Below are 16,029 nucleotides of genomic sequence, written 5' to 3'. Positions count from 1 at the left end.
CGCTAAAGGAAGCGTTATCGGCGGCCGTAAACCAGACACGATGCCGGCGGGTGCCTGCGCGCCCGCCGTGCATCGTTTGTCCTTCTTACTCCGCACACGTCCATGAAATCATTCTCTTTGCGCGGCGCCAGCGTCGGCGCGCGGCTCGCCGTACTTTCGTGCGTGCTGGTCGCGTTGATTTTCGCCTCGTTCACGTGGGCGCTCACGCGCAGCGCCGGCAAGCAGGTCAGCGACCAGGTGCTTGAACGCATCGCCGAAAAAGATCGCTCGATCGCCGCGATGATCAGCTTGTTCGACAAGGCGCTGTCCGCCGAAGTGGACCGCTCGACGTCGCTGTTCGCGAGCTTCCTGCCCAGCACCTACACGCTCGACGAAACGCAGAAGATCGACGTGAACGGCGTTGCCACGCCCACGTTCAAAGCGGGCGACAAGGTACTGAACATGGACTTCAGTATCCCCGACCAGTTTCTCGAACGCAGCGGCGCGGTCGCCACGATCTTCGCGCGCACGGGCGACGACTTCGTGCGCGTGACGACCTCGCTGAAAAAACAGGACGGCTCGCGCGCAATCGGCACGCTGCTCGACCGCAACGGACCGGCGTATGCGCTCGTCGTCGCCAACAAGACCTATACCGGGCTCGCCGCGCTGTTCGGCAAGCGCTGGATCACGCAATACCGGCCGGTGACGGACGCGAGCGGTCGCGTGATCGGCGCGCTGTTTGTCGGCGTGAACGTCGATCCGGAAATCCAGCAGGTCCAGGACGGCATCCGCAAGCTGAAGATCGGCGACAGCGGCTATTACTTCGTGGTCAACGCGTCGAAGGGCGCGGACCGCGGCAAGCTGGTCGTGCATCCGGCCGCCGCCGGCCAGAACGCGGACAACGCGAACGCGCCGTATCAGCAAATGCTCGACATGAAGGAAGGCCGGCTGGAATACCGTTCCGCCGACGCCACGCTCGGCGAGCAAGGCGCGCGCGACAAGTTCGTTTCGTTCATCACCGTGCCGGAATGGCAATGGCTCGTGGGCGGCGTCGCGCCGCGCGACGAAGTGATGGCCGAAGTCAACGCGACGCGCAATCACTTCCTGGTCGCCGGCTTCGTGCTGGTCGGCGTGTTCGCGGTCGTGTTCCTGTTCGCGGTGCGCCGCCTCGTCAGCCGGCCGCTCGACGAAGCCGTCAAGGCATCCGAGCGCTTTGCATCGGGCGATCTGAGCGTGCGCGTCGCCCAGGGCGCAAGCGGACGCGCCGACGAAATCGGCCGCCTGATGCGCTCGATCGACGGCATCGGCGAAGGTCTCGCGCGCATCGTTTCGCAGGTGCGCAGTGCGTCGACGGATATGTCGGAAGGCACCGAGAAGATCGCCACGGGCAGCGGCAACATCGCCTCGCGCATCGCGACGCAGGCCAGCAGCCTGGAAGAAACCGCGGCGAGCATGGAGCAGATCACGTCGACGGTGCAGCAGAACGCCGATCACGCGTCGCAAGCGAACACGCTGGTCACGCGCGCGGCGGACGCGGCGCTCGAAGGCGGACGCGCGGTCGAACGCGTGGTGTCGACGATGGGCGACATCAGCCGCTCGTCGCAGAAGATCGCCGAGATCACGAGCGTGATCGAAGGCATCGCTTTCCAGACCAACATTCTTGCGCTTAACGCGGCCGTCGAGGCGGCGCGCGCTGGCGAGCACGGCAAGGGCTTCGCGGTCGTCGCCTCGGAAGTGCGCGCGCTCGCGCAGCGCAGCGCGGCTTCGGTGAAGGAGATCGAAGGTCTGATCGCCGAATCGACCGCGACCGTGCAAAGCGGTTTCCAGATTGCCGAGCAGGCCAGCTCGACGATGCAAGGCATCGTTCAGCAGGTCGGCCAGGTGCGCGCGATCATGGGCGAGATCAGCGTGGCGTCGCGCGAGCAGTCGGGCGGCATCGAGCAGGTCAATCTCGCCGTCACGCAGATCGGCGAAGCGACGCAGCAGAACGCGACCATTGTCGGGGAAGCGGAAGAGGCGGCTGCGGAATTGCGCGACCATGCGGCGCGTTTGGCGCAAGTGGTTAGCGTGTTTAAGCTTGAGAGTGGGCGGGATTGAGTGGGTTCGAGGCGCGACTCAGCCGCGCTCGAAGGCGCGGTCCAAGCGTGCTCCCGCTGTGCATTGCTCGGGCTGTACGTTGCTCGGGCTGTACGTTGCTCGGGCTGCGGGCGCGCCACCTCTGCAGAGGCCGGCTGTTACGCGGTCGGCCTGAACATCTCGAACATATTGCCAATCTCCGCGTAATCCGCGCGATAACCGGCGCGCATGATGGGTTGCGCGGCGTGCGTATCGAACAATCCATCCTTCAGATAAGCCTCGTTGATGTGCACGCCGACCACCTGCCCGAGCGACAGGTAGTTGTCCATCGGCTTGCCGTCGAGCGTATGCAGCCGCACGACCTGGAGCAGCTTGCATTCGAGCGCGGCCGGCGATTCCGCGACGTGCGGCACCTGCACGTTACGCCCCGGCGCAGGCGTGAGCCCCGCGAGCTCGAATTCATCGACATGCGGCGCAACCGGCGCGGACGAACGGTTCATCTGCTCGGCGAGCGGTTTCGTCGCGAGATTCCAGACGAATTCGCCGGTGGCCTCGATGTTGGAAACGCTGTCTTTGCGCCCCTCGCTGCAAAAACCGATGATCGGCGGAAAAGTCGCGAACGCGCCGAAAAAGCTGTACGGCGCGAGATTCAGCGTGCCGTCGGTGTCGCGAGAAGAAATCCATCCGATCAGACGCGGCGCGACGATCGCCTTGAACGGATCGTGCGGAAGGTTGTGGCCGGCGGCAGGGTCGTAGAAGTAGTGGGACATGGGTGTGGCGCGTGTTGGAAGGATGATGGGTAGTTATAGCGCAGAGTCGGGCGGGCGGTGCGGCGCACGTTTAACAGGTTTTAGCTTGTAATTTGCGAATACAGGCTTAAGCCTGTATTTGCGATTTATATGCCTTAAGTCAGCGGCATCGCCGTAACCCTACCCCCGCCCAATCACCCGCTTGCGCCCTTCCTTCACCTGCGCGAGATGCGCTTCGTCCCAGTCATAAAACCCGGCGCCGCTGCGCACGCCGACGCGCCCCGCGTCCACCTGCTGACGCAGCAGATCGAGCACGTCTTCGTCTTTCGCGAGCTCGGGCATCAGATGCGTGGATATATCGAGGAAGGTGTCCAGCCCGCCCATGTCTGCCGCTTCGAGCGGACCGACGATTCCCCAGCGGCGCCCAAGCGACGCCTTCATGACGCGGTCGACCACATCCGGCGTTGCCGCGCCCGAGCGCACGATGTTCAGCGCCTCGCGCAATACCGCGAACTGCAGACGGTTGCCGACGAATCCGGGAATCGCCTTCGCCAGAACCACCGGCTCCATGCCGATCGCGCTCATCAATTCCGCGGTCTTTGCGGTGACGTCCGGCGCAGTCGCGCTTCCCGGCACCACTTCGACGAGCGGAATCATGTGCGGCGGATTCCAGAAATGCGCGATGACAAAGCGCTCTTTTGCGCGCAACGGCGTGACCAATTGATCCGGCGGGAAGCCGCTTGTGTTGCTGGCGAGAATGGCGTCGTCGGCGAGAAGCGTCGACAGCTTTTCGTATAGGCGGTGCTTCAGTTCCAGCACTTCTGGAATCGCTTCGATCACGAAATCGGCGGAACGCATTACGTCCAGCGCGGCATGCGTCTCGATATGCGCGAGCGCCGCCTGCTTCGCCTCCGGCCCGATGCGGCCCGCGTCGATCAGTTCGTCCAGCACCGCTTCGGCTTTCGGCACGACGCTCGCGAGACGAGCCGCGTCGACGTCATGGACGACCGTCCGGTGTCCGTGCAATGCGCTTTGCGTCGCGATGCCGACGCCCATCAACCCGGTGCCCACTACGCCTATCACTGCTTTCGCTGCCTTGCTCACGCCGCTACCTCGCTGACAATCCATAAAGCGTTAAAGCATAGCGCAGGCCGAGCATGCGTCATGCCGAACGCGACAAAGCCGGCCTTCCTCGCGGAAGAGCCGGCTTTGTCAGCTTCGCGCCGTTTCAGGCGGCACGAAGGTTCATGCGCGAATTAGTAGCGCGCAGGCGGACGGTGCTCGTCGCGGCCGTGGTGACGCGGATCATAGTCGTGCGGGTGATGACGCATCCACTCGTCATGCTGCCAATAGCGATGGCCGTCGTAATAACGATCGCCGTGCCAGCCGATGTCGATCGACACGCCGACCGGCATCATATGCGGCTGACCATAAACGACCGGCGCCGGGCCGTGTTCGACGATGACGCGTTCCTGAGCGGACGCGCCGCCGGCTGCGAGCATGGCGCCGCCGGCCAGCAATGCCGCGACGATAGTCCGCGATGTCTTGTTGAAGGCTTTCATGGTTCTCTCCCGTAAAGTTCGGATCAAGCCGGCGCCGCGCTGCATTTGGCCGGGTTTTGGGCCTGCACACGACGCCGTGCGCTTGAAAACCACTTTAACGACGCAAACCGCATGAAGACGTGAGCACTTGTAAGCGCACATTTCAAAGATAGGGACGGATGGCGTTAGCGCCTTCTCGGCTGAGACCTGCGGGCAATAAGGCTCTCGGGGCCGAGCGCGCGCTTTACGCGGCGCAATCACGTCAGCCGCCGTTACATTCATTTCGGCGGGGAAATATAAGACGGCAGCGAACCCGCTGAAGCGGCGCGCCAGGCGCCGAATAAACAAAAGCCACGGCACGCTTTCGCGGGCAGTGGCTTGAAATGATGCGCGCGCACTCGAGGTGCGCACCCGGCGCTTTAACGCGCGGGCCGAACAGTTTGCTCTTAGTCGGTCAGCTTGATGCCGAACAGCGTGGCTTGCGCCTTGCGCTGACGCTCGGCTTCGCGGGCGCGTGCCGCGTACGAGTAGTCCGCGTCCAGCGGCAGGTGGGGCGACGTAAAGAGGTCGCTGACCTTTTGAAACAGTGCAAAGATGAAGCTCATGGCGACTCCCGGTTGATTGCTGCATTTGCTAGGGTTTTCCCTTAAGAAGAATTATAGGGTTTTCCCTAGGCAAAAGCTAGTGCAGCGCAGCAATAAATCGGAGGTGCGACGCCGGGCCGCATCTGCGGGCATATTGCGTTGCAACATTACAACGTCCCTGTTTTTGCCCGCCTTCCGTTTGTCGGCGTCAGCGCTTATTGCAGCGTCGTCGGCCCTCCTTTCAGGCTGGCCGCTCGCCGCTTCGCCGGCCCGCTTTTGCGCGGGTTGACGGCGGCGGCGTCGACGGAGCCTTCCGCCGACGGGTCAGCCGCCACCAGCGTCGCGCCGTTGACGGACACGATCAGCCCCGGCAGCGTGCGGGTCGGCTGGTCTTGCGGCTTGACGGCGGCGCCGGTGGCCGAGAACTCGATGTTCAAGGCCCAGTGTCCGTCGTGTATGCCCTGATCGCGCAGAAGCGCGGCGATCAGATCGTCGATGGAATATTTGTGTTCGCTCGTCGGCATGTGGCTCGGGTCGAATGAGGCGCTGGCGTGTCCGATTCGGCTTCGCGGCAGCATGCAGAGTGTAGAGCGCGCGATTGCGCTTGCGGCGGACAGCGGGCGGCGTCCGCCTTACGGCGTCTATCCGGGCGAGGCTGTGGAAATCGCGGCGCGGCCGGCATTGCGCCGGCGCGGCGGGGACTCGCGGACGATCAGCGCGTGGCGGTCTTCGGCTTGTGCGCGTGTTGAGTACGGACGGCGCGCTTGCCGTTCGCTGTCGGCGTCGTGGTGGCTTGCTGCGGTGCTGCGCCCGCTGCAGCGCCCGCCGTCGGCATCACGGCCGGGGAAGCGGCCTTGGCGGCGGCGGCATTGGCCATCGCCAATTGGGTGTCGAGCAGACTGGCCATCGCGGCCTGCTGGTTTTGCATCATCTCTTCGACGCGATGCTGCTGCGCCGTCGTCTCGCGCGTCAGGCGCATGAGGAGCAGCGTTTGCGTGATGCCGATCGCGACCGTCATCAGCAGCGCGCCGACCACGATCGACAGCATCCATTTCATGCGGCGCGAATGGTCGGTCGCCGCGCGGCGCTGGTCGGCGATCACGCCGTACAGCGCATCGACGGTGTCCGCGAAGGCGGTTGCCCGCGCGCGGTCGAGTTCGGGCGCGGTGGGCGCGGCGGGGGCGGGTTCGGCGCGTTGGGCTTCTGTCACCGCTGTCGCGGTTGACGTTGCGCCGCGCGCCGACGTCGGGGCAGTGGCGGTGCGTTTAGTCTCTGGCGCTTCGGTGGCCACGGTCGCAGTCGGTGTCGTATCGCGCGCCGAGGTGGGCGCGGTGACTGTGCGTTTAGTGTCGAGTGCTTCTTTCGCTGCAGTTGCGGTTGACGTTGTATCGTGCGCCGACGCGGCCCCGGTGCCGATGCGTTTGGTTTCCGGCGCTTCTATGCCTGCGGTTGCAGTTGCCGTTGCGTCGCGCGCTGATCCAATCGCCGATGGCTTCGTCTCGTCCGCAAATGAGCTCGCAAATCTGTCCGTCGACGCGGCCGTCCGACGCGCTTGCGCGTCCGCCGCCCTGGACGACGCCACGCCTGCGGCCAACCCAAGCCCAGACTCCAGCGCTACAGCCGCTCCGCCGCGCGGGCTCGCTGCAGTCGCATCCGCCAAGCCAGGCAGCGCCGCTTCCGTTCGCTCGGTCGAAGCCAACCGCTGCCCGGATTTGGCGTTCCCCTGTCTTGCGCCGTCACCAGCCGCCGAGTCCACACTCGCGCCGCCAGGCTCCACGGCCTGACGCAGCGCGGTCACGCTGCGCGCGACGGTCGCGGCCGCCATGGCCGGCGTAAGCGCCGAAGTGGCCAGCTTATCGCCGTCAGCCGAATCCACAGCCGACGATTCGCGCGCCGCATCCGACGCAACGGCCGCCGACGGCTCGATCTCCAGCCCAGTCAATTGCGCGCTCACCACCTCAGATTCGTCACTCTTCCCGCCGCGACCTGTTCGCCGCGCCGCCTTACCACCATCCATCGACGCACCCTCAGCCGACGCATCCAAAGCGCCCACCGCCGCGAGCACCACATCTGGCAGCTCGAAGCCATGCAGCGTGCCCTGGCGGATGTCGATATTCATCGCTTCCAGCGTCGCGCGGGTGGGGTCGTCGGGGAACAGGTCGAGCGTGCTGTCGTCGCGCGCGACGTCGCTCAGTTGCGCGAGACGTTGCGCCGAGCGCGCGGCGCGCGCCAGCTTCTTTTCGGTTTCGGTTGGGACGGTGGCCTGGCGCCGCTTCTTCGAAGCGGCGCGCTCAGGCCGGGACTGCTTGGTTACTGCGGAATCTGCCATAGAGAAGAAAGCGGCCGTCGCCGGGGAGCGGGCGCCGGCACCGCTCGTCAAATGCCATTGGAATTTTTCGAGACCGCATTGTCGCATGGCGCCCACCGCCGCCGAAGCCATTCGCCGACGATTTTCGCTTAACCCGACGCGTCGTCCTGACGGAACTCCCTCACGCCCTGCAACTGACGCAAGCGCGTGCAAATCGCCTCGTATTCGACACTCGACACGCGATGCAGCGTGATCATCACCTCGTCGCATTCGGGCGTTTCGTCGCTCTGCTGCATCACGAATTGCTTCACGCGCGGACTCGCCGCGCCCAGCTCGTCGTGCAGCGAGTGAAACGTGAGAGTGCCGCGCTCGACGAGCATCGTCACCTGGCGCCGCTGCTTCACGGTGATGAAGCGCCGCTCAAGCGGCTTGATGCCCGCGAGGATGATCAGAATGATGACGGTCGCCGCAATCGACGCCGTATAGAGCCCGCCGCCGACCGCAAGTCCGATCGCGGCGACCGACCAGAGGCTGGCCGCCGTCGTCAGCCCGCGCACGATTTCGCCGCGCAGCAGAATCGAACCCGCGCCGAGAAAGCCGATTCCGGAGACGACCTGGGCCGCCATCCGAGAAGGGTCGAGCACGACGTGTTCGCCGGTGAGCACCTCGGCGAAACCGTAGGCCGACACGATCATGATCAGCGCCGAGCCCACGCACACGAGCATGTGCGTGCGCAAGCCCGCGGCCCACGACAGACGCTCCCGCTCGAAGCCTATGACGCTGCCGAGCGCCGCGGCCAGCACCAGACGGGAGATGAGATCAAAGTTGCCGAGCATCGTCTTCTCTCCTTCTTGAAGTTATTAAGCCTTTTCGCTGCCGATTTTGGGTGCCGGCTCGCATCCGTTTGCATTATGCTAAGCCGCGTGCCGTTGCTGGTTCCGCCGCTCCTGCTGCACCTGCCGCTCCTGTCGTACCCGCGAGGCAGGCCGCACGCCGCAGCCGCGCTGCCGCCGAACCCGGCCCGCTCTCACGGGCGCCTTGAAACCCGCGCTTGAATTTGACTATGCCCAGCACCCACTCTGACGCCGCCTCGACGATCGCGCTCGCCGCCGGCCTGCGCGACCACTTCAACGGCGTCATCCTGCCCATGTGGCGCGGGCCCGGTTTCAACCCCGCGCTCAGGTTGCCGTACGAGGCGCTCGTCGCGGAAGACCACCGCCCGGCGCCCGTCGAGCGTTACCGGGCAATGGCGTGCGCGCGTCAACTGTTCGTGTTCTCGCAGGCCGGCGATGCGGCCCACGCGCAGGTCCTGTTCGATTCGCTCACGCGCACTTTTCAGGACACGGAACACGGCGGTTGGTTCTACAGCGTGGACGCGCAGGGCGCCCCGCTCGACACCGTCAAAGACCTGTACACGCATGCGTTCGTCGTCTTTGCGTGCGCGGAATATGGCCGCCGCTCGGGCAATCGCGACGCGCTCGAGATCGTGCATTCAACGTCGGCGCTGATCCGATCGCGCTTTACCGCCGACGACGATCTCTTCAACGCCGCGCTCACCGCCGACTTCGCGAACGTGACCGGCACGCCGATCCAGAATCCGTTGATGCATTTGACCGAAGCGTGGCTCGCCGCCCGCGAGGCCACGCGCGACAACGCTTTCGACGCCGCGCTGCGGCGCCTCGCCGGCGCCGTCGCTCGTCACTTCGTGCATGCGCCGTCGGGCTGCATCGCCGAATTGCCGGTCGGCGCGCCGGACAATCGCCTGGAGCCAGGCCATCAGTTCGAATGGTTGTGGCTGGTCACGCAGGCACGCGAACTGTTCGACGGCTCCGGGCTTGCGGAAGCGTTGCCGCGCGCGTTCGCCTTCGCGCAACGTCATGGCGTGGATCAGGAAACCGGCGGCGTGTATGCGTCGCTGAATGAAGACGGACAAGTCAAAGACCCAATCCAGCGCATCTGGGCGCAGACGGAATATCTGCGTGCACTCGCGAGCCACGACGATGCGGCCGTACGCGCCGCGCTGCCGCGGCAAATCGAACTGTTCCAGCAGCGCTTCCTGCGGCCGCAAGGCTGGTTCGAATGCAAAACCTCGGCCGGTGAAGTGGCGCGCGCCGACATGCCGTCGACCACCCCTTATCACCTCGCCACCGCTTTCGACGCGTTACCGGCCTGAAGCGCCAAAATTCCGGGGCAGGCCAGTCCGGGGCAACCCTTAATACCAAGGGTTTACCCTGGTTCGAGTAATGCGTTTTTTGCGCCGTTGACACCGGAAAAACCCCCAAACCTGGGAATACCCGAATACTGGTTGATTGGCGTCCGTCATAAAGACGTGATACAACTCGTACTTCGCGCTCGATCTCGGGTTGAGAAGTAGCGGTCGCGAATGCAATACACAACATTTACTGGATTAAAAATGGCAACAGGTACTGTGAAGTGGTTTAACGATGCAAAGGGCTTTGGTTTCATTACGCCGGACGACGGCGGCGAAGACCTGTTCGCGCACTTTTCGGAAGTTCAAGGCAGCGGCTTTAAGTCCCTGCAAGAAAACCAAAAGGTGTCGTTCGAAGTGAAGCAAGGCCCGAAGGGCAAGCAAGCTGCGAACATCACGCCGGCCTAAGTACCCACGGTACTTTGAGCTTTGCGTAGGCGCTTGCGCCTGACAAAAAAATGGCCCGCTTTTGCGGGCCATTTTCTTTTTGCGGCTGCCTGATTTTTATGCGCAGACGATTTAAATCGCGCGCATTCGCGACAACGCAAATTGCGCAGATTGGACCGGCATTGCGTCGAACTGTTGTGTCCGCAACACAGCTTCAGAAATTTCGAAGACGGAAACCGCCTCCTTCAATTGCTGCGTCTGTTGATGCAGCGAAGCCGCCGCTGCCGCCGCCTCTTCCACGAGCGCCGCGTTCTGCTGCGTCATCTCGTCCATCTGAACCACGGCCTGATTCACCTGCTCGATGCCCGTGCTCTGTTCGAGCGACGACGCGCTGATTTCCGCCATCATCTGCGTGACGCGGGAAATGGACGCCGACACGTTGCTCATCGCCTCGCCGGCGTGCTCGACCAGCGCGGAACCGCCCTGGATTTCGGCAACCGACTCGCTGATCAGCGTCTTGATCTCCTTCGCCGATTGCGCGCTGCGCTGCGCGAGCCCGCGCACTTCGCCGGCCACGACCGCGAAGCCGCGGCCCTGCTCGCCCGCGCGCGCCGCCTCGACGGCCGCATTGAGCGCGAGGATATTGGTCTGGAACGCAATGCCGTCGATCACCGAAATGATCTCGGCAATCTTGTCCGAGCTTTGCGCGATGCCGCGCATCTTGTCGACGACCTTGTCGACCACTTCGCTACCGCGCGAGGTCGCTTCCAAAGCGGTCTCGGCGAGCGCATTGGCCTGACGCGCGTGGTCGGCATTCTGACGCACGGTGGCGGTCAATTCCTCCATGCTCGACGCCGTTTCTTCCAGCGATGCCGCCTGGTTCTCCGTCCGTGCGGACAAATCGGCGTTGCCGGTCGCGATTTCATCGGCGCCAAGGTGAATCGAATCGGCGGATTCGCGCACGGTCTGCACAGTGCGAGCGACGCTTGCTTGCATCTTCGCCAGGCCCGAGAACAGCCGGCCGATTTCATTCGTGCCGCGCGCGGCGATCGGCTGATCGAGGCGCCCTTGAGCGATGCGCTCGAAGTGACGGCCGGCTTCCTCGAGCGGCGCGACCACGCCACGGCGCAACGCCAGATGCACGGCGAACGTTCCGCCGACCAGCGCCAGCAAAATCACAATGCTGACGACGCGGAAAGTCGCCATGCGCGTGTCGATCGAATCCAGCGACGCGCGGCTCGCGGCGTTACCGAACTGCGTGAAGTTATGGAGCTCGGTCAGATAGGCGTCCTGGAACGACTGCGTCGGCTGATCGAGAAAAGCCTGAATGTTGTTCGCGTCGAGAAACTGCGCGAGCTCGCTGAGCGCGCCATGCAGCTTCTTGTAGCGCTCGGCAAGCGCCGCCGCGCGCGCGCCGTTTTCGTCGCTGGTTTTCGGCGCGCTCGAGAACGCGTTGAACGACTGCTCGGCGGCCGTGAGCTGCTCGCGGGCATGCTGGACGATGTCCGTCGGCTCCGCGCCGCCGCGCACCATCCGCGTACCGGCGCGCGACAGGTTGATACGCGCGTCCATCAGATGCTGCGTCGTTTCGTTGACGGCATCGACCTGCTTCAACGCGATATTCGCGAGGTCGCCAACGTCGTGATGGGTACGCGTCAACGACCAGAAACCCAACCCCACCGTGACAAGCTGGAAAACGCAGAACGCGGCCAGGACACATAACAGGCCGGATGCGACCTTGATCTTGCTGAACATCGTGAACACCTGAAGGCAAAGAATAACGGGAGCTACGTCAGGGTTAACGGCAGCATCAAAGCTGGCTGAAGATCAAATTCGTCAAAGTTCGCCTTACGGTGCGTTTACGTCGGCCATCGTCTGAATTTCTGTCGACCGACACAAGCATGCCGCGCAGATATTTCCGATTCACCTTGACGGCGTGCGTCGGCGCTTCCTAGAGTGGGTAGGGACCGACGAGCGCACCCTCGTGCGCGATGCCACCGCGGGCCTTCCTCGAAGGAATCACAATGACTGACCTACTCGACCGGGCGCGCGGCGCATTGCACGCCCAGCCGTTCAGCATGCTGTTAGGCGCCGAGCTGATGTACACGGGCACCGGCGAACTCGCGCTGAGCCTGCCGATCCGCGACGAACTGCGGCAGCAGCACGGCTTCGTGCACGGCGGCGTGATCAGCTATCTCGCGGACAACGCGCTGACCTTTGCCGGTGCGCTCTCCCTGGGGCCGAAGGTCGTGACGGGGGAATATAAGATCAACTATCTGCGTCCGGCCGTGAACGGGACGCTGATTGCGAGGGCGCAAGTGGTGTATGCAGGCCGCCATCAGGCGACCTGCCAGTGCAACATCTTCGTGATGGACGGCAACCGCGAGAAACTCGTGGCGGTTGCACAAGGCACGGTCAACCGGATCGGTGAGAACGGCGACCACGAACCGGCGAATTGAAGTCGACGACGTGAAGTTGACGACGTGAAGTTGACGCGAAGTTCACGTTGAAAGCGCGAGGCTCATGCGCCCCGCGCCCCGCGTCGGCCGCGAGCGTTTTACTCCGCCGCGTAGGTCTTCTGCGTTTGCTCGCCAAGACCTTCGATGCCGAGGCGAATCGTCTGCCCCGGCTTCAGATACACCGGGTTCGGCTTCACGCCCATGCCCACTCCAGGCGGCGTGCCAGTGGAAATCACGTCGCCCGGTTGCAGGCTCATGCACTGCGACACATACGAAACCAGCTTGGCGACGCCGAACACCATCGTCTTCGTGTTGCCGTTCTGATAGCGGTGACCGTCCACTTCGAGCCACAGGCCCAGGTTCTGCGGATCGGCGACTTCGTCGCGCGTGACCATCCACGGGCCGATCGGGCCAAACGTGTCGAAGCCCTTGCCCTTGTCCCACGTGCCGCCGCGTTCGATCTGCCATTCGCGTTCCGACACGTCGTTGATCACGCAATAGCCGGCGACGTAGTCGAGCGCATTCGCTTCGTCCACGTACTTCGCGGGCTTGCCGATCACCACGCCGAGTTCCACTTCCCAATCGGTTTTCTTCGAGCCGCGCGGAATTTCCACGTCGTCGTTGGGACCGGAAATCGCGCTCGTCCACTTGTTGAAGATCACCGGTTCGGCGGGCACGGGCAGATTCGATTCAGCCGCGTGATCCGCGTAATTCAAGCCGATGCAGATGAATTTGCCGATCTTGCCGACGCACGGACCAATGCGCGGATTGCCTTCGACCAAGGGCAGCGAGGCCGCGTCGACTGCACGCAGTTTGGCGAGGTTTGCGTCGGTCAACGCCGCGCCGTCGATGTCGGCAACCACGCCGGACAGATCGCGAATCTTGCCTTGCGCGTCGAGCAAGCCCGGCTTTTCCTGGCCTTTCGGCCCGTAACGAAGCAGTTTCATCGTTGCACTTTCCTCTGGGTTTCAGTGGTGTTCAGTTGGTACGTCAACGCGCGCCGGCTCAGGCAGGCGCGCATGAATCAGTTCGACCAGCCGCCGTCGATCACATGCGCATGGCCGGTCGTGAACGCCGATTCGTCCGACGCGAGATACAGCGCCAGTGCGGCGATCTCTTCCGGCTTGCCGATGCGGCCCATCGGCTGACGCGCGACGAACGCGGCCTGCACGGCTTCGAGCGTCGCGCCTTGCGCCGCGGCCTGCGCGGCGATTCGCTGTTCGAGCGACGGCGACGACACCGTGCCCGGGCAAATCGCGTTACAGCGTACACCACGCGTGATGAAGTCCGCGGCGACCGATTTGGTCAGCCCGACCACCGCCGCCTTCGACGCGCTGTACGCGAAGCGATTCGGCACGCCCTTCACGCTCGACGCCGCCGACGACATATTGATGATCGAGCCGCCGCCGCGCTCGAGCATGCCTGGCAGGAATGCGCGGATCATCCGGTACATCGCCTTCGCGTTCAGGTCGAACGCGAAGTCCCAATCTTCCTCGCTGCATTCGAGGATCGAGCCCGCATGCACGAAGCCCGCGCAGTTGAACAGCACGTCGATCGGACCGATTTCGGCGGCCAATGCCTTGATCGCCTCGCCGTCGAGCACGTCGAGCTTGCGCGCCTCGACCGGCTTGCCGGCGAGGCCGTCGATGCGAATGTCCGTGGCGATCACACGCGCGCCTTCGCGTGCGAACATTTCCGCGGTCGCGAGCCCGATGCCCTGTCCCGCTGCGGTAATCAATGCTGTCTTGCCGGCCAGTCTTTGCGTCATCTACGACTCCAGTTGAATGGGCTTAACCTGTGTTGGTCCGTTTGCTTGGGTCACATCACAGTCGATAAAACGCTGCGGCGTTGCCGCCGAAAATCGCTTCGCGCTCGCTGTCGGCAAGCGACGCAAGCAGCGTGTTCGCCACCGAATGCCACAGCAGATAATCGCCGTTGAGTTCGAGCACCGGCCAGTCGCTGCCCCACATCAGCCGCGCGGGACCGAACGTGGCCAGCAGATGCTCGACGTAGGGCCGCAGCGTGTCTTCGGTCCAGCCTGGCGACGCCTCGGTCGCGAGTCCGGACAGCTTGCAGTGCACGCCGGGCAACGCGGCGAGCCGCGTAATTGCATCCGCCCAGGTCTGCCAGCCCGCCTGACCGTAGCGGATCGGCGGCTTCGCGCCGTGGTCGACCACGATGCGCAGCGCCGGAAAGCGTCGCGCGAAGGTTTCAACGTGTTCGACGTGCCGCGCGTAGATCAGCGCGTCGAAAGCGAGGTCGTGTGCGATCAGCGCGTCGATGGCCGGCGCGAGATCGGGATTCGCGATCCAGGTATCGTCGGGCAGATCTTGCAGCATCGGGCGCACGCCCTTGAACTTGGGCTCGTCCGTGAGCGCGTCGATCAAAGCCGGCGCGGTGGGCAGCAGCAGCGGCACCCAGCCGACCACGCCGGCAATCGACGGCTCGTTGCGCGCGATGTCCAGCAAATAACGCGTTTCGTCGATGGTCGGCGCCGCCTGCACGACCACCGTTTTCTCGATGCCGGTTTGCTCCCGCAACGGCGCGAGATCCGCCGGGCCGAACGGCCTGTACAGAATCTCGAGTTCCGGCGTGAGCCATTCGTAATCGCCGCGGGCGGGGTCCCAATAGTGCTGGTGGGCATCGATACGCATGTTCGGATCAGTCCTCTGGCGCGGGCGCGCGGGCGTCGAGCAGGCCCTCGTCGCGCAAGGCGGACCACAAGGCCGCCGGGATGGGCAACTCGAACGACGCCGCGTTCTCGCGCAGTTCTTCGGCACTGCGCGCGCCGGTCAGCACGGTGGCGACCGCCGGATGCGCATACGGAAACTGCAAGGCCGCGGCGGCGAGCGGCACGCCGTGCGCGCGGCACACCGCTTCAAGCCGCGCAACACGCTCGATCACTTCGCGCGGCGCCTCGCCGTAGTTGAATTTCAGATCGCCTTCGACACCGCGCGCCAGAATGCCCGAGTTGAAAGCGCCGCCCAACAGGATGCTGACGCCGCGCTGTTCACACGCCGGCAGGAGGTCGTCGAGCGTCGTCTGTTCGAGGAGCGTATAACGGCCCGCAAGCAACGCGCAATCGATATCGAACTCGGCCATCGCGTCGAGAATCACGGCGCTTTCGTTCACGCCGAGTCCCACGGCCTTCACCGCGCCGGCCGAGCGCAGTTCGTCGAGCGCCCGAAAGCCGCCGCCTTCGGTCAGTTGCCGCCAGTAATGCGGATTGTTGTCGCCGTGCGTGACGCGGCCAATGTCGTGCACCAGCAAAATGTCGATGTCGACGATGCCGAGCCGCTGCTGGCTGTCTTCGAACGAACGCAGAATGCCGTCGTGCGTGTAGTCGTAAATCGCCTCGAAGGGCAGCGGATTTTGCCAGCCTTCCTTGCCGTCGTAGGGCGTCGTGCGCGGCACGAAGCGGCGGCCTACCTTGGTCGACATCGCATACTCGCCACGCGGATAGCGGCGCAATGCGTCGCCCAGACGATGCTCCGCCTTGGTGTGCCCGTAATGCGGCGCGGTGTCGAAATAGCGCACGCCGGCGTCCCACGCGGCCGCGATGGTCGCGTGCGCTTCTTCATCCGACAGATCGCGATAGAGGCCGCCAAGCGGCGCACTGCCGAGGCTCAAGCCGGTTAATTCCAGCGCGCTACGCCCGACGCGGCGGCGCTGCCGAACCTTCGAACCGATCGTTGCGGTCATGTACCCGTCTCCATCCTGGTCACACTCTGTCGAAT

The 16,029-nt window shown here is 64.3% G+C and carries 16 protein-coding genes; 4 read left to right on the top strand and 12 right to left on the bottom strand.

Annotation, left to right across the window (positions count from 1 at the left end; genetic code table 11):
- Positions 1-102 precede the first annotated feature (102 nt).
- A complete protein-coding gene (locus BGRAMDRAFT_RS04795; RefSeq protein ID WP_006047537.1) occupies positions 103-2,076 on the top strand; it encodes a methyl-accepting chemotaxis protein in 1,974 nt (657 codons plus the stop codon).
- 137 nt (positions 2,077-2,213) lie between these two features.
- Here BGRAMDRAFT_RS04795 and BGRAMDRAFT_RS04790 read toward each other — a convergent pair whose 3' ends face one another.
- The 7 genes from BGRAMDRAFT_RS04790 to BGRAMDRAFT_RS04765 form a co-directional block, all read right to left on the bottom strand.
- Positions 2,214-2,825: a flavin reductase family protein gene (locus tag BGRAMDRAFT_RS04790; protein WP_006047536.1), complete on the bottom strand. Its 612-nt coding sequence runs from the start codon at positions 2,823-2,825 to the stop codon at positions 2,214-2,216.
- Positions 2,826-2,984: 159 nt separating this feature from the next.
- A complete protein-coding gene (locus BGRAMDRAFT_RS04785) occupies positions 2,985-3,932 on the bottom strand; it encodes a 3-hydroxyacyl-CoA dehydrogenase family protein (RefSeq protein WP_083803796.1) in 948 nt (315 codons plus the stop codon).
- A 128-nt stretch (positions 3,933-4,060) separates the two neighbouring features.
- Complete coding sequence (locus BGRAMDRAFT_RS04780) at positions 4,061-4,366, bottom strand: hypothetical protein (RefSeq protein WP_006047534.1); 306 nt, start codon at positions 4,364-4,366, stop codon at positions 4,061-4,063.
- Between the two features lie 425 nt (positions 4,367-4,791).
- Positions 4,792-4,950 (bottom strand): hypothetical protein, encoded by a 159-nt coding sequence (locus BGRAMDRAFT_RS34890; RefSeq protein WP_006047533.1) that lies wholly within the window; start codon positions 4,948-4,950, stop codon positions 4,792-4,794.
- Between the two features lie 194 nt (positions 4,951-5,144).
- Positions 5,145-5,453, bottom strand: coding sequence for a hypothetical protein (locus BGRAMDRAFT_RS04775; RefSeq protein ID WP_006047532.1), 309 nt, complete (start codon positions 5,451-5,453; stop codon positions 5,145-5,147).
- 188 nt (positions 5,454-5,641) lie between these two features.
- A complete protein-coding gene (locus BGRAMDRAFT_RS04770; protein WP_044020402.1) occupies positions 5,642-7,258 on the bottom strand; it encodes a TrbL/VirB6 family protein in 1,617 nt (538 codons plus the stop codon).
- 128 nt (positions 7,259-7,386) lie between these two features.
- On the bottom strand, positions 7,387-8,073 hold the full coding sequence (locus tag BGRAMDRAFT_RS04765) for an MgtC/SapB family protein (RefSeq protein ID WP_006047530.1): 687 nt from the start codon (positions 8,071-8,073) through the stop codon (positions 7,387-7,389).
- 227 nt (positions 8,074-8,300) lie between these two features.
- On the opposite strand from BGRAMDRAFT_RS04765, the gene BGRAMDRAFT_RS04760 reads away from it, so the two are divergent.
- The gene (locus BGRAMDRAFT_RS04760; protein WP_006047529.1) at positions 8,301-9,410 is read left to right on the top strand and encodes an AGE family epimerase/isomerase; all 1,110 of its coding nucleotides are present in this window, start codon (positions 8,301-8,303) and stop codon (positions 9,408-9,410) included.
- A gap of 240 nt (positions 9,411-9,650) precedes the next feature.
- Complete coding sequence (locus tag BGRAMDRAFT_RS04755) at positions 9,651-9,854, top strand: cold-shock protein (RefSeq protein ID WP_006047528.1); 204 nt, start codon at positions 9,651-9,653, stop codon at positions 9,852-9,854.
- 111 nt (positions 9,855-9,965) lie between these two features.
- On the opposite strand, the gene BGRAMDRAFT_RS04750 is transcribed toward BGRAMDRAFT_RS04755, so the two are convergent.
- Positions 9,966-11,588 carry a methyl-accepting chemotaxis protein gene (locus tag BGRAMDRAFT_RS04750; protein WP_006047527.1) on the bottom strand — a complete coding sequence of 541 codons (1,623 nt, stop codon included), beginning with the start codon at positions 11,586-11,588 and terminating at the stop codon, positions 9,966-9,968.
- A 269-nt stretch (positions 11,589-11,857) separates the two neighbouring features.
- Here BGRAMDRAFT_RS04750 and BGRAMDRAFT_RS04745 point away from each other — a divergent pair, with 269 nt between their 5' ends.
- Positions 11,858-12,292, top strand: a complete 435-nt coding sequence (locus tag BGRAMDRAFT_RS04745; RefSeq protein WP_006047526.1) for a PaaI family thioesterase — start codon at positions 11,858-11,860, stop codon at positions 12,290-12,292.
- 98 nt (positions 12,293-12,390) lie between these two features.
- On the opposite strand, the gene BGRAMDRAFT_RS04740 is transcribed toward BGRAMDRAFT_RS04745, so the two are convergent.
- From BGRAMDRAFT_RS04740 to BGRAMDRAFT_RS04725, 4 genes are all read right to left on the bottom strand, one after another.
- Complete coding sequence (locus BGRAMDRAFT_RS04740) at positions 12,391-13,239, bottom strand: ureidoglycolate lyase (RefSeq protein ID WP_006047525.1); 849 nt, start codon at positions 13,237-13,239, stop codon at positions 12,391-12,393.
- A 77-nt stretch (positions 13,240-13,316) separates the two neighbouring features.
- A complete protein-coding gene (locus BGRAMDRAFT_RS04735; RefSeq protein ID WP_006047524.1) occupies positions 13,317-14,060 on the bottom strand; it encodes an SDR family oxidoreductase in 744 nt (247 codons plus the stop codon).
- A gap of 55 nt (positions 14,061-14,115) precedes the next feature.
- Positions 14,116-14,946, bottom strand: coding sequence for an amidohydrolase family protein (locus BGRAMDRAFT_RS04730; RefSeq protein ID WP_006047523.1), 831 nt, complete (start codon positions 14,944-14,946; stop codon positions 14,116-14,118).
- A 7-nt stretch (positions 14,947-14,953) separates the two neighbouring features.
- On the bottom strand, positions 14,954-15,994 hold the full coding sequence (locus BGRAMDRAFT_RS04725) for an aldo/keto reductase (protein WP_006047522.1): 1,041 nt from the start codon (positions 15,992-15,994) through the stop codon (positions 14,954-14,956).
- Between the last annotated feature and the right edge of the window lie 35 nt (positions 15,995-16,029).

The sequence above is a fragment of the Paraburkholderia graminis C4D1M genome, assembly GCF_000172415.1.
In the GTDB taxonomy this organism is placed as follows: Bacteria; Pseudomonadota; Gammaproteobacteria; order Burkholderiales; family Burkholderiaceae; genus Paraburkholderia; species Paraburkholderia graminis.
The sequence above is the reverse complement of the archived record's forward strand: the minus strand, read 5'-3'. Positions and strand labels throughout refer to the sequence as shown.

Coding starts and splice junctions, on each gene's coding strand:
- BGRAMDRAFT_RS04795 (WP_006047537.1), top strand. CDS start 103: ATGAAATCATTCTCTTTGCGCGGCGCCAGCGTCGGCGCGCGGCTCGCC.
- BGRAMDRAFT_RS04790 (WP_006047536.1), bottom strand. CDS start 2,825: ATGTCCCACTACTTCTACGACCCTGCCGCCGGCCACAACCTTCCGCAC.
- BGRAMDRAFT_RS04785 (WP_083803796.1), bottom strand. CDS start 3,932: ATGGATTGTCAGCGAGGTAGCGGCGTGAGCAAGGCAGCGAAAGCAGTG.
- BGRAMDRAFT_RS04780 (WP_006047534.1), bottom strand. CDS start 4,366: ATGAAAGCCTTCAACAAGACATCGCGGACTATCGTCGCGGCATTGCTG.
- BGRAMDRAFT_RS34890 (WP_006047533.1), bottom strand. CDS start 4,950: ATGAGCTTCATCTTTGCACTGTTTCAAAAGGTCAGCGACCTCTTTACG.
- BGRAMDRAFT_RS04775 (WP_006047532.1), bottom strand. CDS start 5,453: ATGCCGACGAGCGAACACAAATATTCCATCGACGATCTGATCGCCGCG.
- BGRAMDRAFT_RS04770 (WP_044020402.1), bottom strand. CDS start 7,258: ATGGCAGATTCCGCAGTAACCAAGCAGTCCCGGCCTGAGCGCGCCGCT.
- BGRAMDRAFT_RS04765 (WP_006047530.1), bottom strand. CDS start 8,073: ATGCTCGGCAACTTTGATCTCATCTCCCGTCTGGTGCTGGCCGCGGCG.
- BGRAMDRAFT_RS04760 (WP_006047529.1), top strand. CDS start 8,301: ATGCCCAGCACCCACTCTGACGCCGCCTCGACGATCGCGCTCGCCGCC.
- BGRAMDRAFT_RS04755 (WP_006047528.1), top strand. CDS start 9,651: ATGGCAACAGGTACTGTGAAGTGGTTTAACGATGCAAAGGGCTTTGGT.
- BGRAMDRAFT_RS04750 (WP_006047527.1), bottom strand. CDS start 11,588: ATGTTCAGCAAGATCAAGGTCGCATCCGGCCTGTTATGTGTCCTGGCC.
- BGRAMDRAFT_RS04745 (WP_006047526.1), top strand. CDS start 11,858: ATGACTGACCTACTCGACCGGGCGCGCGGCGCATTGCACGCCCAGCCG.
- BGRAMDRAFT_RS04740 (WP_006047525.1), bottom strand. CDS start 13,239: ATGAAACTGCTTCGTTACGGGCCGAAAGGCCAGGAAAAGCCGGGCTTG.
- BGRAMDRAFT_RS04735 (WP_006047524.1), bottom strand. CDS start 14,060: ATGACGCAAAGACTGGCCGGCAAGACAGCATTGATTACCGCAGCGGGA.
- BGRAMDRAFT_RS04730 (WP_006047523.1), bottom strand. CDS start 14,946: ATGCGTATCGATGCCCACCAGCACTATTGGGACCCCGCCCGCGGCGAT.
- BGRAMDRAFT_RS04725 (WP_006047522.1), bottom strand. CDS start 15,994: ATGACCGCAACGATCGGTTCGAAGGTTCGGCAGCGCCGCCGCGTCGGG.